This is a genomic window from Ruegeria sp. L12, from assembly GCF_056531745.1.
The window spans coordinates 354895-369238 of record NZ_JBQFMH010000002.1 but is presented as its reverse complement, the minus strand read 5'-3'; the positions used below and the strand labels follow the sequence as shown (position 1 = coordinate 369238).

At 59.6% G+C, this 14344-nt stretch carries 15 protein-coding genes; 2 read left to right on the top strand and 13 right to left on the bottom strand.

Features of this window, described 5'->3' with window-relative positions:
- Positions 1-483 precede the first annotated feature (483 nt).
- From ACR0K9_RS04745 to purC, 6 genes are all read right to left on the bottom strand, one after another.
- Positions 484-1818, bottom strand: a complete 1335-nt coding sequence (locus ACR0K9_RS04745; RefSeq protein ID WP_480532537.1) for a sigma-54-dependent transcriptional regulator — start codon at positions 1816-1818, stop codon at positions 484-486.
- A gap of 11 nt (positions 1819-1829) precedes the next feature.
- Positions 1830-3608, bottom strand: a complete 1779-nt coding sequence (locus ACR0K9_RS04740; RefSeq protein ID WP_480532539.1) for a sensor histidine kinase — start codon at positions 3606-3608, stop codon at positions 1830-1832.
- Between the two features lie 36 nt (positions 3609-3644).
- A complete protein-coding gene (gene purQ / locus ACR0K9_RS04735) occupies positions 3645-4313 on the bottom strand; it encodes a phosphoribosylformylglycinamidine synthase subunit PurQ (RefSeq protein ID WP_480532541.1) in 669 nt (222 codons plus the stop codon).
- Positions 4314-4324: 11 nt separating this feature from the next.
- On the bottom strand, positions 4325-5368 hold the full coding sequence (locus ACR0K9_RS04730) for a zinc-dependent alcohol dehydrogenase family protein (protein ID WP_480821179.1): 1044 nt from the start codon (positions 5366-5368) through the stop codon (positions 4325-4327).
- 4 nt (positions 5369-5372) lie between these two features.
- The gene (gene purS / locus ACR0K9_RS04725) at positions 5373-5603 is read right to left on the bottom strand and encodes a phosphoribosylformylglycinamidine synthase subunit PurS (protein ID WP_117872765.1); all 231 of its coding nucleotides are present in this window, start codon (positions 5601-5603) and stop codon (positions 5373-5375) included.
- Positions 5604-5703: 100 nt separating this feature from the next.
- Positions 5704-6459, bottom strand: coding sequence for a phosphoribosylaminoimidazolesuccinocarboxamide synthase (gene purC / locus ACR0K9_RS04720; protein WP_480532545.1), 756 nt, complete (start codon positions 6457-6459; stop codon positions 5704-5706).
- 187 nt (positions 6460-6646) lie between these two features.
- Between purC and ACR0K9_RS04715 the strand changes: the two genes are divergently transcribed.
- Positions 6647-6967, top strand: a complete 321-nt coding sequence (locus ACR0K9_RS04715) for a DUF1476 domain-containing protein (protein WP_480821177.1) — start codon at positions 6647-6649, stop codon at positions 6965-6967.
- Positions 6968-7089: 122 nt separating this feature from the next.
- Entirely contained in the window at positions 7090-8103 is a 1014-nt protein-coding gene (gene bmt / locus ACR0K9_RS04710; protein ID WP_480821175.1) for a betaine--homocysteine S-methyltransferase, read from the top strand.
- 8 nt (positions 8104-8111) lie between these two features.
- Here the strand turns inward: bmt and ACR0K9_RS04705 are convergent, their stop codons facing one another.
- The 7 genes from ACR0K9_RS04705 to argC form a co-directional block, all read right to left on the bottom strand.
- Entirely contained in the window at positions 8112-8888 is a 777-nt protein-coding gene (locus ACR0K9_RS04705; RefSeq protein WP_480821173.1) for an enoyl-CoA hydratase-related protein, read from the bottom strand.
- Between the two features lie 74 nt (positions 8889-8962).
- Entirely contained in the window at positions 8963-9418 is a 456-nt protein-coding gene (locus tag ACR0K9_RS04700) for a cytochrome c-type biogenesis protein (protein WP_480821171.1), read from the bottom strand.
- Positions 9415-11379, bottom strand: coding sequence for a heme lyase CcmF/NrfE family subunit (locus ACR0K9_RS04695; RefSeq protein ID WP_480821169.1), 1965 nt, complete (start codon positions 11377-11379; stop codon positions 9415-9417). Before ACR0K9_RS04695 ends, ACR0K9_RS04700 begins: the two co-directional genes overlap by 4 nt.
- 74 nt (positions 11380-11453) lie before the next feature.
- Entirely contained in the window at positions 11454-12020 is a 567-nt protein-coding gene (locus tag ACR0K9_RS04690) for a holin family protein (protein ID WP_480821167.1), read from the bottom strand.
- The gene (locus tag ACR0K9_RS04685) at positions 12011-12622 is read right to left on the bottom strand and encodes a holin-associated N-acetylmuramidase (RefSeq protein WP_480821166.1); all 612 of its coding nucleotides are present in this window, start codon (positions 12620-12622) and stop codon (positions 12011-12013) included. The genes ACR0K9_RS04690 and ACR0K9_RS04685 overlap by 10 nt, the downstream gene beginning before the upstream one ends.
- Positions 12623-12772: 150 nt before the next feature.
- A complete protein-coding gene (gene ccmE, locus ACR0K9_RS04680; protein ID WP_480532559.1) occupies positions 12773-13219 on the bottom strand; it encodes a cytochrome c maturation protein CcmE in 447 nt (148 codons plus the stop codon).
- A gap of 7 nt (positions 13220-13226) precedes the next feature.
- A complete protein-coding gene (gene argC / locus ACR0K9_RS04675) occupies positions 13227-14255 on the bottom strand; it encodes an N-acetyl-gamma-glutamyl-phosphate reductase (RefSeq protein WP_480821164.1) in 1029 nt (342 codons plus the stop codon).
- Positions 14256-14344: the final 89 nt, after the last annotated feature.

Genomic DNA, 14344 nt, shown 5'->3' with positions numbered 1-14344 from the left:
CGCGTTGTCCTGACCCGTCCGGGTGGACAGGCGCTTTTGGGGAGGTGTCTTGTACGGGCGATATCGGACGGCGCGCAGCAGGGTCTGGCGCCATGGCCCCCTGCCCGTATACTCAATCGTTGCGCGCGCGTCATCGCGGTTCTTCTCCGACAGGCGCGTGTGAACGCAGCCCGCCCATTTATTCCTTTCACCCGCACAGGCGGGTTCAGGCGTTCATCTGCCCCATAAGGGGCACAATCGGTCTGCCGTGCCGCGCGGGATTGTTCCTGATCATCGGCTCAGCAGCGAAACTCAAAAATACGGGGCTTGCAGGCGCAATTTACCCGGCCCGTCCGCTCACAATAAAGGCAGTCCTGTGGAAAAGACAATGGGCAAACTGCATCCCCACCTGCCGGATCCACAGGATCCACTTCATCTGGCGATAAATATCCCGGGGGTGAATTGAGCCGAAGGCTCAAGAGGGGGCTGGCCCCCTCCCCGCCCTCACAGATAGTCCGACCTTTGAAGGCCATATTTGGCCATCTTTTCATTCAGCGTCCGGCGCGGCAGGCAAAGCTCATCCATCACCGACGCGATCGAGCCCTTATGACGCCGCATCGTGTTGTCGATCAGCATCCGTTCAAACGCTTCGACATATTCCTTCAGGGGTTTGCCTTCGGTCGTCATCACCGGCTGCATTTCTTCATGATCCGACATCAGAAGCGACGCAATGGTACCCGACCCGCGCCGTGACTGCAGCACAGCCCGTTCCGCGATGTTGATCAGCTGCCGCACATTGCCCGGCCAAGGGGCCTGCAACAATTGCGCCGCTTCCTGCGCGCTGACCTGCGGCGCGTCACAGCCGTATTCCTCGGCAAATTGCTCGCTCAGTCGCGTGAACAGGGTCAGAATATCCTCGCCTCGCTGACGCAGTGGCGGCATGGTGATGCGCAACGCTGCAAGACGATAGAACAGGTCGGGGCGGAGCACGTCTTCGCTGGTCTTGCCTGCTTCCTGCAGGTTCGAGATTGCGACGATCCGTGTTTCCGCCGGGGTGCCCTGCTCATTCATCACGCTCAGCAACCGGGCCTGCAGCGTGTCGCTCAGCGCCTCGACATCCTCCAGAACCAGCGTACCGCCACGCGCCTCTTCGATGGCGGGCAGTTGCGTGTCCTCGGGCAGCATCGGGCCGAACAGACGTTTCGACAACGCCTCTTCCTCAAGCGCCGCGCACGAAACCAATACGAACTTCTTCCCGGCACGGCTGCCCACGGCGTGCAGAGCATGCGCCACCAGCGTCTTACCCGTTCCGGTTTCGCCGTCGATCAGGACATGACCATCCGCCTGCCCCAGATCCAGAATATCCTCACGCAGCCGCTCCATTACCGGGCTGGCCCCGATCAGCTTGTTCATGATCTGGGTGCCGCCGGACAGCTCGCGCCGCAGGGCGCGGTTGTCCAGCGTCAATCGGCGGGCATTGCTGGCGCGTTTGGCCAGCTCGGACATGCGGTCCGGGTTGAAGGGCTTCTCCAGGAAATCGAATGCACCGACGCGCATCGCCTCGACCGCCATGGGCACGTCCCCATGCCCGGTGATCATGATCACCGGCAGAGTACTGTCAGCGCCCATCAGTTTTTTCAGCAACTGAATGCCGTCCATGCCGGGCATCTTGATGTCGGAGATTACGATCCCCGGATATTCCGGCCCAAGCACTTTCAGCGCATCCTCGGCGCTGGCAAAGGTCTCGGTGTCATAACCCGACAGAGCCAACCATTGGCTGATCGACTGGCGCATGTCCTGTTCATCATCCACGATGGCGATTTTCATGGCCTGTGCCATAGTCACTTCCTTTACTCCGCGGCCTCAAGACCGTCGCTTCCCAGTATGGGCAATTGCATCTCAAACACCGCGCCGCCCTGTTGGCCGTTGCGCGCGGTCAGCCGTCCGCCATGGTCGTTCACGATCCCGGACGAGATGGCAAGCCCCAGACCCACGCCGTCTCCTGGGCGTTTGGTCGTGTAAAACGGTTCAAACAGGTTTTCGATGTCTTCGATCCCGTAGCCATTGTCGCGCACGGTCAATATTGCGGTTTCACCCGCAGCAAGGATGATCTCGACATCCGGTTCCTGTACAGATTTGGTGGCGTCCAGCGCATTGCGCAAGAGATTGACCATAACCTGTTCAATCCGCATCCGATCTCCCATCACTATAACAGGTTCTTCGGGCAAAATCTGCGTGATCTTCACATGGCGCTGACGCAGCTGCGGTTCCATCATAGACAGGCTCGAGGCCAATGCTTCGCCAAGATTTACAGGCGAAAACGCGTCTGCCCCCTTGCGGGCATAGGATTTGAGCTGACGTGTGATCGCCCCCATCCGCTCAATCAGCCCGTCAATGCGGCCAAAGCTGGCCAGCGCCTCTTCGGGCCGATTCCGGCGCAGCAGCAGGCGGGCACCCGCCAGGTAGGTTTTCATCGCCGCCAGAGGCTGATTCAACTCGTGACTGACGGCCGCCGACATCTCGCCCAACGCGGCCAGTTTCGAGCTTTGCGCGAGGGTCTGCTCGGCAACTTCCAGCGTCTTTTCAACCCGTTCGCGCTCAGCAATTTCCCGCTGCAGTCTTGCGTTCAATGCGCGAAGCTCCGCCGACTCGCGTTGGAACAAAGTCATGCGCGACGTGGCCCTGCGGCTGAGCGCATAAAAGGCCAGCGCCAGAAGAATCGCAAAACCCATGATTTCCAGCGCCAGAACGCTGTTCACCTTCTCCCGGATCGAAGAATAAGTGGTGAACGACGTCATCTGCCAGCCACGGAACGGAATGCGCGTTTCCATCCGCATCACGGCCTCGCCCTGCAAATAGGCATCGGGCGGCAGCGCATGCCAATCGGTCGTGGCCCGGATCGCGCGCTGGATTGCGCCTTGTGGCGGCTGCCGCAGAAGTGCGCCGCTTTCGTCCAGCCCGCGCCATTGTGGTTCGGTCGACAGAATGATCGTACCGGTACTGTCCCTCACCATCACCGCATCGGAGATACCGGCCCAGGCACGTTCGAATTTCTGCAGATCGACCTCAACCACGATCACGCCAAGAATTTCGGCATTTGCTTCGATCCGGCGCGAATAGACAAAGCTATAGCCGCCCGCTTCACGCGGAATGACTGAGAATATCGTCGCGTTTGAACGCATCGCATCGATGAAATAGGGCGTGCCGCGATGCCCCTCGCCCAGACGATTGCGATCAGTCGCCGCCACGGTCAACCCATCACGGTCCAGCAAGACCAGCGAAGCCGCGCCGATCTCTTCAACAAAGGAAATCAGGCGCTGGGTCGACAGCGTATAGTCGCTGGATTGCAGGGCCGAGATCAGCGTCGGATCGCGAGACAGCAGTTGCGGGACAATCGAATTGCGGCGCAATTCACTCAGCAGGTTGCCGGAATACAACGCCAGGCGCAGCTCGGCCCGGTTGCGGGTGGATTCGGTGAAACGACTGGTCAACAGGCTGTTGGTGATCCACACCGTCGCCACAGTTGCGATCAACAGCAAGAAAACGGCAAGCCGCAGCCGCCAGCCCATAGGCGAGCCGCGAAGCCGGTTCAGAAATCCAGCGCTGTTTGATTGATCGTCCGCACTCATGCCCAGACGCTACGCGTCCCGACCGATGACCTCAAGTCACGCTGGCGCCAGCACCCCGGCCAATGCGCGGAAGAGCGCCGTTCCATCCGTGCCTCCGTGGCCTGAATCCGCCGCCCGTTCGGGGTGTGGCATCATCCCCAACACGCGTCGGTTGTGGGACAAAATACCCGCAATATCATCGCGCGAACCGTTGGGATTGTCGGCATAGGTGAAGGCAATGCGGTCCTGATCTTTCAGCGCCGCCAGCGTCTCATCATCCGCAAAATAATTGCCGTCATGATGCGCAATCGGAATATCGATCACATCCCCGGCATTGTAGCCTTCGGTAAAGGCGCTGGCGCTGGTCTCGACTTTCAGGCCGATGGTCTTGCAGATGTATTTCAGACCGGCATTCCGCAGCAACGCACCCGGCAGGATACCAGTTTCTGTCAGGACCTGAAAACCGTTGCAAATGCCAACAGCATAACCGCCCCGTTCGGTATGAGCGGCCAGCGCCTTGCAGATCGGCGATTGCGCAGCAATCGCACCGCAGCGCAGGTAATCACCATACGAAAAGCCACCCGGCACGCCGACAATGTCGACGCCCTCGGGCAGTGTGGCATCCTTGTGCCAGACCATATCAACCGAGAACCCGGCCTGTTCGAAAGCAACGGCAAGATCGCGGTCACAGTTGGACCCGGGGAATACGATGACGGCTGCGCGCATGGCGGACCCTCCTAAGAGACAAAATCGGTGACAACGGCGACACCCGGAGGCGTAGGATTGTCAAAGGCAGCAAGCTCGGCGCTTGCCTGGTTCAGAGTGATCTGGCGGGTGACCAGCGGGCTCAGATCAACGCCTCCGCCCGCGATCAGTGACAACAGCGACGGATAGCGCCAACTGGGCATTCCGCGCGTTCCATAGACGGATAGTTGGCCGGAATAAAGAACATCCATAGGCAGCGCCATCGTGGCGTGATCGCCCGCAGGCATACCGATCTGCACCATCCGGCCCAGTTTGCGCAACGAACGCATGGCCGAGACGGTTGTGACTTCGATACCCAGGGCCTCGATGGCAACATGGGCGCCGCCTGAGGTCAGATCCCTGACCGCTTGCGGTGCGTCGCAGCTGGCCGCATTGACCACCGCATCAGCCCCGAGGCTTTCCGCATAGGCCAGCTTGTCATCGGCGATATCGACCACCACGACACGCGCGCCAAGGGCCTTGCCCAGCAGCAGGGCCGAGATACCGACACCTCCGCCACCAAAGACAGCCAGCCATTCTCCGCCCTGTAACTGTGCCCGCCCGACCAAGGCCTGCCACGCGGTCGTCACCCGACATCCCAGCGCTGCTGCGACTTCAGGGGGCAAAGTGTCTGGCAAAGCGGTCAGGTTGGCGTCAGCGTGAGCGACCGAAATGAACTCGGCAAAAGCGCCATCGCAGGTGAACCCCGGCACGACCTGATCGGTGCAAATCGTTTGATAACCCTGCGCGCAATCCGGGCAGTGACCGCAGGCCAGAATGAAGGGCGCAATGACCCGATCCCCAACACGCCACCGGTTGACCCGGCGGCCAACGGCAACGACCTCGCCGCAATATTCATGACCGGGGGTTATGGGAAGAACAACATCCGGGTCCGAACCGGACCATGCGTGCCAGTCTGACCGGCAAACGCCACAGGCCAGAACCCGCACGACCACGCCGTCTTCCGCCGGTTCCGGGTCGGGAACCGTCGTCACCTCAAGCGGCTGTCGATAAGAGATCAGACGCGCCGCCCGCATCCGTTCAGACCAGTTCGATCTCGTAGCGTTCGATGACGGTGTTGGCCAACAGCTTCTCGCACATCTCGGTCACATCCGCCTCGGTTGCGCCATCGGCGAGTTCCAGATCGATGACCTTGCCCTGACGCACACCTTCGACCTGATCAAAACCCATCGCACCCAATGCGTGACGCACGGCCTCACCCTGCGGGTCCAGAACCCCGTTCTTGAGCATCACATGCACTCGTGCCTTCATGGTCGAAAACTCCAGTCGAGGACCGCCAGCCGGTCCGTTTCATTGCGCGCGGGATATCCCGCTTGGATCTGTCGGACAACCCCGCCGATACTGGGCGGGATCAGTTGATCAGCGTTGGCTTCGTCACGTTGGTCTTGGGCAGAACACCCAGACGGCGAGCCACCTCGGAATAGGCATCCGTCAGGCTGCCCAGATCGCGCCGGAACACGTCTTTGTCCAGCTTCTGACCGGTCTCAATGTCCCACAGACGGCAGCTGTCGGGGCTGATCTCATCGGCGACGATGAGGCGCTGATAGTCGCCTTCAAAGATCCGTCCGATCTCGATCTTGAAATCGACCAGTCGGATGCCGACAGCCAGCATCACGCCGCTCATGAAATCATTCACGCGCAGCGCGAGGCTGAGGATATCGTCCATATCTTGCTGGCTGGCCCAACCGAAGGCCGCAATGTGTTCCTCGGTGACCAGCGGATCACCCAAGGCATCATCCTTATAGCAATATTCAACGATCGGACGCGGCAGCTGCGTTCCCTCGGCGATGCCCAGACGTTTCGACATCGAACCGGCGGCATAGTTACGCACGATCACTTCCAGCGGCACGATCTCGCAATTGCGGACCAATTGCTCGCGCATGTTGAGGCGGCGGATGAAGTGGTTAGGAATGCCGATCTGTGTCAGGCCGGTCATGAAGAATTCACTCAGGCGGTTGTTTAAAACACCCTTGCCGTCGATGACATCTTTCTTTTCGGCGTTGAACGCGGTGGCGTCGTCCTTGAAGTACTGCACGATCGTACCCGGTTCAGGGCCTTCATACAGAATTTTAGCCTTACCTTCGTAAATCTTCTTGCGACGCGCCATGAGCGACCTTTCCAGACTGGCGAAAGGGAATGAGTCCCTTCACGTTGGCGCCCTCATAGTGCAAGCCCCGCCTTCCCGCAAGTTCAGCGACCCGAGAGGGTTTGACGCAGCGCAAATACCTTGCGCCCGGGGCGTCGTATAGTCATATCATCAGGAAAGAGATTGCAATCCAAGGGGTCCCCAACCAATGACCACATTCGACGAACGTGAAGCCGCGTTTGAAAGCAAATTCGCCCATGACGAAAAGATGCAGTTCATCGCACGTATGCGCCGCAACCGGTTCATGGCAGTCTGGGCATCGGCGCTGAAGGGCGAAACCGTTGAACAGGCACGGAAATACGGTCAGGAACTGGTCCATGCCGATCTGCAGAATGTCAGCGAAGACGATGTTGTCGAGGCAGTCAAAGGCTATCTTGGCGATCTCGCAGACGAGGCCAAGATTCGTTCGAAAATGGCTGAACTTCTGGCCGAGGCCAAAGAACAGGTGATGGCGGAAGCCGAACACTGATGGCCTGAAATTCAAAACTCATGATCTTCATGAGAATTATGAGTTTGATTTGACGCCTCGGTCGTGAGACACGGGGCGTCTCATATTTTACGGGCTCAGGCCCTTAATTTTGGAATACCCCAATGACAAACGCGCTCAGCAAGCTTCTGGAAACTGTTGATGTCATCCTCGCGGATGGCGCGACTGGCACCAACCTGTTCAACATGGGCCTGCAATCCGGCGATGCGCCCGAATTGTGGAATGTCGAGGCACCCGACAAGATTCGCGCGCTCTATCAGGGCTCGGTCGACGCAGGCAGCGATCTGTTTCTGACCAACACGTTCGGCGGCACCGCAGCGCGGCTGAAACTGCATGGCGCCCAGAATCGCGTGGCCGAGCTGAACCGCATCGGTGCCGAGCTGGGCCGTGAGGTCGCCGACAAGGCGGGCCGCCCGGTGATCGTGGCAGGCTCGGTCGGCCCAACCGGTGAGATTATGGAGCCGGTCGGCAGCCTGACCCATGCCGAAGCGGTCGAGATGTTCCACGAACAGGCGGACGCCCTGAAGGCGGGCGACGCAGATGTTCTGTGGCTGGAAACCATCAGCGCCCCGGAAGAATTCCGCGCCGCCGCCGAGGCCTTTGCGCTGGCCGATATGCCCTGGTGCGGCACCATGAGCTTTGACACCGCCGGTCGCACAATGATGGGCGTGACCTCATCCGATCTGGCGACGATGGTTGAAACCCTGCCGAATCCGCCTTTGGCCTTTGGGGCCAATTGCGGCACCGGAGCTTCGGATATTCTGCGCACCATTCTGGGGTTTGCAGCGCAAGGGACCGAACGCCCGCTCATCTCCAAAGGCAATGCAGGCATTCCGAAATATGTAGATGGCCACATCCACTATGACGGTACGCCCGAATTGATGGGACAGTACGCGGCGATGGCCCGTGACGCCGGGGCCACCATCGTGGGCGGATGCTGCGGGACCATGCCAGCGCACCTGCGGGAGATGCGCAAAGCACTGGATACACGGCCTCGCGGTAACCGTCCGACTTTGGATGAGATCACGCTCGCGCTTGGTCCGTTTACCTCCGCCTCGGATGGAACCGGGGACGATGCAGCACCTGAACGGCGCGCACGTCGCCGTCGCCGGGCTTAATCAGACACTCAGCGCCCCTCGAATTTCGCGGGGCGCTTTTCAAGAAATGCAACGACGCCTTCCGCAAAATCCCGCGTGCGGCCGCATTCCCCCTGCAGATGCGCCTCGGCCGCCAGTTGCTGCGGCAACGTCTTGTCATAGGTTCCCCGGATCGCCTGCTTGATCGCGCGGAACCCGGCCGTCGGGCCATTGGCCAGATAGGCCGCCCGCTTGCGCCAATGCGCGTCGAACTGGTCATCCGCCACGGCTTCCCAGATCAGCCCCCATTCATCTGCCTGCCGTGCGCTGATCTTGTCGGCAAACAGTGCCGCACCCATCGCTTTGGCAAACCCCATCTGGCGCGGCATGAACCATGTCCCTCCGGCATCCGGCAACAAACCGATCCTGGCAAATGCCTGCAAAAAATAGGCGCTCTCGGTCGCGATCACCACATCCGCGCACAGCGCCAGATTGGCCCCTGCCCCGGCAGCCGGTCCATTGACCGCAGCAATGGTTGGCACCGGGCAGTCATAGACCGCCTCAAGCATCGGTTCATACTCATCCCGCAATGCGCGCTCCAGATCGATCGAACCCGTACTCGATGCGTCGCCCAGATCCTGGCCCGAGCAGAACGCCGGCCCAGCCCCGGTCAGAACAATCGCGCGCGCCTGCCGGGCGGCGTCTTTCATGGCATAGGTGATTTCCGCCCGCATCTGCGTCGTCAGCGCATTCATTTTGTCCGGGCGATTCAGCGTCAGAACCGCCAGACCTTCTGCAATCTCAAGCTGGACTGCTTCATATTCCATCTAAAAAACCTCACCTGCGCAGCATCTTGCGAAAGCTTACGCAAATGCGAGGGAAGGAAAAGCAGAACCGCGCGTCAGTCTTCCAGAATTCGGCGCAAACGTTCCTGTTCTTCGTCGCTGAGCGTGTCTGTATGTCCGCCCCCCTGCGACTGTGACCGTTTGCGCAAAAAGCTCCAGCCCAGACCCGCCGCGATCAGCAACATGATCGGACCGGCCAGCCACAACATCAGATTGGCGCCGGTTGCAGTGGGTTTCAGAAGTACGTATTCGCCATAGCGGGCTACAATGAAATCCACCGCTTCCTGATCGGTATCTCCCGCCACCAGACGTTCACGCAACAGAATGCGCAGGTCGCGCGCAAGCTCTGCGTTGCTTTCGTCGATACTTTCATTGCGGCACACCAGACAGCGCAATCCGGTGCTGAGCTCACGCGCGCGCTCTTCCAGCACCGGATCGTCCAGAACCTCATCCGGTTGCACTGCCAAAAGCGGGCTGGATATCAGCATCAGTATCAGAACAAGGCGCTTCATTCCGCGGGCACTCCGCTTGCTGGTGTCTTGCGCGCACCTGCGGCCACGCGGAAACGGCGGTCCGACAGGCTGAGCAAGCCGCCCAGAGACATCAGAATACATCCCGCCCAGATCCAGTTGGCCAGAGGTTTGATATAGGTACGCATCACCCAGCCGCCATCTGCCTGCTGATCCCCGATCACCACATACAGATCCCGCAGGAACCGGTAGTCAATCGCCGCCTCGGTCGTGGGCATGCGCGCCACCGGATAGTCGCGCTTCTCGGGGTGCAGGGTGGTGATCTGACGCCCGTTCTTTTCAACGGCAACATCAGCGGTGGTCGAAAAGTAATTTGGCCCTTCCACACGCCGCACATCCTGCAGGGTCAGCGTGAACTGACCTACTTCGAATGGCTGGCCCGGCTGCGCCACGCGAATATCTTCTACTTCCCACGCGGTCAGACCGGCGATTGCAAACATCGTGACACCCAATCCGGTATGAGCGACAGCCTTACCCCAATCGGCACCGGGCAGTCGGAACAGACGGCCAAGGCTGCCTTTGCGGCCCGTGCGGTTCCACAGGTCTACGATGGCGCCGAAAGTGATCCAGGCGCCAAGGAACAGTCCCACAGGACCCAAAGCGCTGCGTCCCGTCTGCAGGACCCAGACCAGTATCGCCAGCGCGATGGCCAGAACGAAGGCATAACGCAGCGACCATGCCGCCTTGCCCAGCCTGCCCCGCTTCCACGGGATCATCGCGCCCACAGGAAGAACGATCCCAAGCACCACCATGAAAGGCGTGAAAGCGGCATTGAAGAAGGGCGCACCAACCGAAAGCTTCCGGTCAAACGCCATCTCGGCCACCATCGGCCAGAGCGTTCCGAAGAACACCACGAAACAGCTGACCGCCAGCAGGATATTGTTCAGCACCAGCGCGCTTTCACGGCTGACCATTCCGAAGACGCCCTTCGCCTCCATCGCCTGCGCACGCGCGGCAAACAGGGTCAAGGCGCCACCCGTAAAGATGATCAGGATGAACAGGATGAACACCCCGCGTTCGGGGTCATTGGCGAAAGCATGGACCGAGGTCAGCAGACCCGAGCGTACGATGAATGTCCCGATCAGCGAGAAGCCAAAGGCGATGATGGCCAGCAGGATGGTCCAGCTTTTCAGCGCCTCGCGCTTTTCGACCACGATGGCCGAATGCAGCAACGCCGCCGCCAGAAGCCAGGGCATGAAGCTGGCATTTTCAACCGGGTCCCAGAACCAGAACCCGCCCCAGCCCAGCTCGTAATAAGCCCACCAGGATCCAAGCGCGATGCCGATAGTCAGAAAGATCCAGGCCGCCAACGTCCAGGGCCGCACCCAGCGCCCCCAAGCAGCATCAACCCGGCCTTCGATCAACGCGGCAACGGCAAAGCTGAACGCCATGCTGAGGCCGACATAGCCCAGATACAGGAAAGGCGGATGGAAGGCCAAACCGGGGTCCTGCAATAGCGGGTTCAGGTCTCGACCATCAAACGGAGGAACCGGCAGCCGGTCAAACGGGTTCGACGTGAACAGGATGAAGGCGTAAAACGCCACACCGATCGACGCCTGAACCGCCAGCACCCGCGCTTTCAATGTTGGAGGTAATCCGCCCCCGAACACAGCCGCCATCGCGCCGAAAATCGCAACGATCAGAACCCACAGCAGCATCGAACCTTCATGGTTCCCCCATGTCCCGCTGATCTTGTAAAGCATCGGTTTTGCGGAATGGCTGTTCTCAACCACGATCCGCAGCGAGAAATCCGAGGTTACAAACGCCCAGATCAACGCACCGAAGGCAAATGCTGCCAGAATGAACTGGGTGATGGCCGCCGGTTCGGCGAAAACCATCCATCCGGTCCAGCGTTTTGCAGCGCCTACAAGCGGCACCACGGTCTGAACGATGGCTACCAGAAAGGCGAGGATCAGTGCGAAATGGCCGAGCTCTGTAATCATGGGCCGGTTATACTGCGGCAGCCAGCCATGTGCCATTAACATTCGTCAAGGATCGCCGCACATAGTGTCGCGCCTCAGCCTGCGCGCAGACGTTTCCATTCGTCCAGCGCCGGATTGGCCTCGGCTTGAGCCCCGCCCTGATTATGCGGAGATTCCGCCATGCGGGTATCTTTGGGCTGCAGGGCGTCCAGCGCTTCGAGATTGGCAATAATATCCGGAACTCCGCGCATCGACGTGCTGATTTCACGCTGGAAATCCTGCGCTTTCATCTGATGGCGGGCGCCGAAATAGAATGAGACGATGACGCCCAACAGCCACCAAAGCGGCTCGGGCACAAGCGATATGCCCTGCATCCGTGCCGCGAACCAAACAGGATCGACCATGGCGGCGATAAACAGACCCAAAGTCCCAAGCGCCAGCGCAGGGCGTGGCAGGCGGTTCACACCGTCCATGAACCGATCGAAGTAACCCTTTGACGGCGCCTGAAACTCGGCTCCGAACTGCGACATCGCCGCCGCCCGCAGCATCACCGCACGCTCGGCCCCGCTCTCGGTGTTTTCGCGAAAGACTTCGGCGGTTTCCTGCACGACGTTCCGACCACTGCCGAATAGTAGTCCGAGAATTCCTGAAATCAGGCCCATTCTAAAACCCTCCGCTGAAACTCTTCATCGTTCAGATGATAGACGGGTGACAAAAACGCCTCCGCACGCTTGATCCACCCCCCTTTGCCACCGGCACGGGTACGGGCGTATTTGCGCAATGCAGAATTGCGGTCGGCCAGCTGGAAATAATAGCTTCGGCGCGCAACCCCATAAGCATCCCGCAGCACTATGGGCTGAGGATTGGCCGCATCGCTGCAGGCGCGCGCCGTCTGGGCGCCAATGACACCATCAACATCCAAGTCATAGCCCATCTGACCCAAAAGCTTCTGCAAGATACGCACCGCATGCGCACCGGCGTTCACATGCATATCAAAAACAGAGGGCCACAGGGCCTCAGGCAACAGATCGATCTTAGGCTTCTCGAAATAATGCTTCAGGAAGATCTCGACCGCCTGCGCCCGGGTCAATGCCTGCACGTCCGCGCGGTCGACCACGCCATCCGCCGTCAGATCCAGACCCAAACGCCGCATCGTGTGGATGGTCACACCATGTTTGGTCGCACCACCGGGATCGTCCGGGTCATCAACAAAACCACCCTCACGCGCCACGATATCATCCGCAATCTGTCGAACCGTCTGCATTGAACCACCCTCTTGCTCAGATGGTCCAAACGGTCAGATAAAGGCATTAACACCCCGATAAATCAAAGGGCGCTGCCCGCCTATCGCACGCAACGCCCTGCTTCTTTTGTTTAAAAACACCTCCGCCGGAGGCAAGCAGCAAAGCTGCATTCAGCTGTCGCCACCCTCCTTGTAAACGCCCTGTTCTTTCAGCGCATCCACCACTTCTTTGGGCATGTAGGTCTCATCGTGTTTGGCAAGAATTTCAGTAGCTTCGAACACACCGTTCACATAACTGCCGGTGCCGACCATACCCTGATTTTCCGAGAAAAGGTCAGGCAGAACACCGGTGAAAGCAACCTTCACGCTCTCGCCGCCATCGGTGACAACAAAATGCACCGTCTCCCCTTGCCCGCGAATGATCGAGCCCTCTTCGACCAGACCGCCAATGCGGAAAACCTCGGTCGGTTTTGGGGGCTCGGCGATCACCTGACTGGGCGAGCGGAAGAAGTTGATGCCGTCGCGCATTGCATAGCCAATCAGACCCGTCGCCAGCACAAGGGCCACGACAGCCAACAGAATGACCTGAACTCGACGACGTTTCTTGAGCGTTTTCATACCGTCCTCACGGGAACAGAGGGGCCATCATCAGCCCCTGGGTTTCATCCTCACCTAACATCAGGTTGGCGTTCTGCAAGGCTTGCCCACTGCTACCTTTTGTCAGGTTATCCAATGCCGCGACCACGATCGCGCGGCGCTCGATCCGGTCTCCGACCACGCCGATATGGCAAAAGTTCGATCCCCGCACGTGGTGGGTCGAAGGTGTTTCACCAAAAGGCAGCATCTCGATGAAAGGCTCGTCCTCATAGGCCGATTGCAGGGTTTCATAAACGCTCTGCGGGTCGCCCTTCACGTAGGTGGTGGCCAGAATGCCCCGGTTGGCGGGGATCAGATGCGGCGTGAATTGCACGTGCACGGTACGGCCAGCGATTGCCGAGAACTCCTGATCGAACTCACCCAGATGCCGATGCGTTCCACCCACCGCATAGGCATTCGCGCCTTCGCTCAGCTCTGCGTGCAGCAGGTTCTCTTTCAGTGCCCGACCCGCGCCCGAAACCGCGCATTTCAGGTCCAGAATGATATCATCCAGATCAATCACGCCAGCCGAGATCAATGGCCGCAGCACATATTGCCCGGTCGCGGCATTGCACCCGGTCCCGGCGACAAGCCGGGCTGACCGGATCTCATCCCGATAGAACTCTGTTAGGCCATAGACGGCCTCTTCCTGATGCCCGAGTGCCGCATGCGGGTTGCCGTACCATTTCTGGTACTCGTCACCATCCCGCAGCCGGAAATCCGCCGAAAGATCGACGATTTTCAGGGTCCTGGGCAGATCGCGGATAACTTCCTGACTGGTCTTGTGCGGCAAGGCGCAGAAACACAGGTCGATCTGGGAAAAGTCGATTTCGGATATCTTGCACAGCACCGGCAAATCCATGTGCCGCAAATGCGGAAACACCTGCGCCATGGTCTGCCCGGCCTTACGTTCGGCGGCCAGAGCTTTGATTTCCATATTCGGATGCCCGGCAATCAGCCGCACGAGTTCGGCACCGGTATAGCCGGAAGCACCCAGAATTGCGATTTTATGGGTCATGTCAGACCTCTTTCATTCATGTGTCACATGGGGTGACCGCCGTTGTGACGGTCAACGAATTACGAAATGGGAAAAGCGCCGTCCTTGAC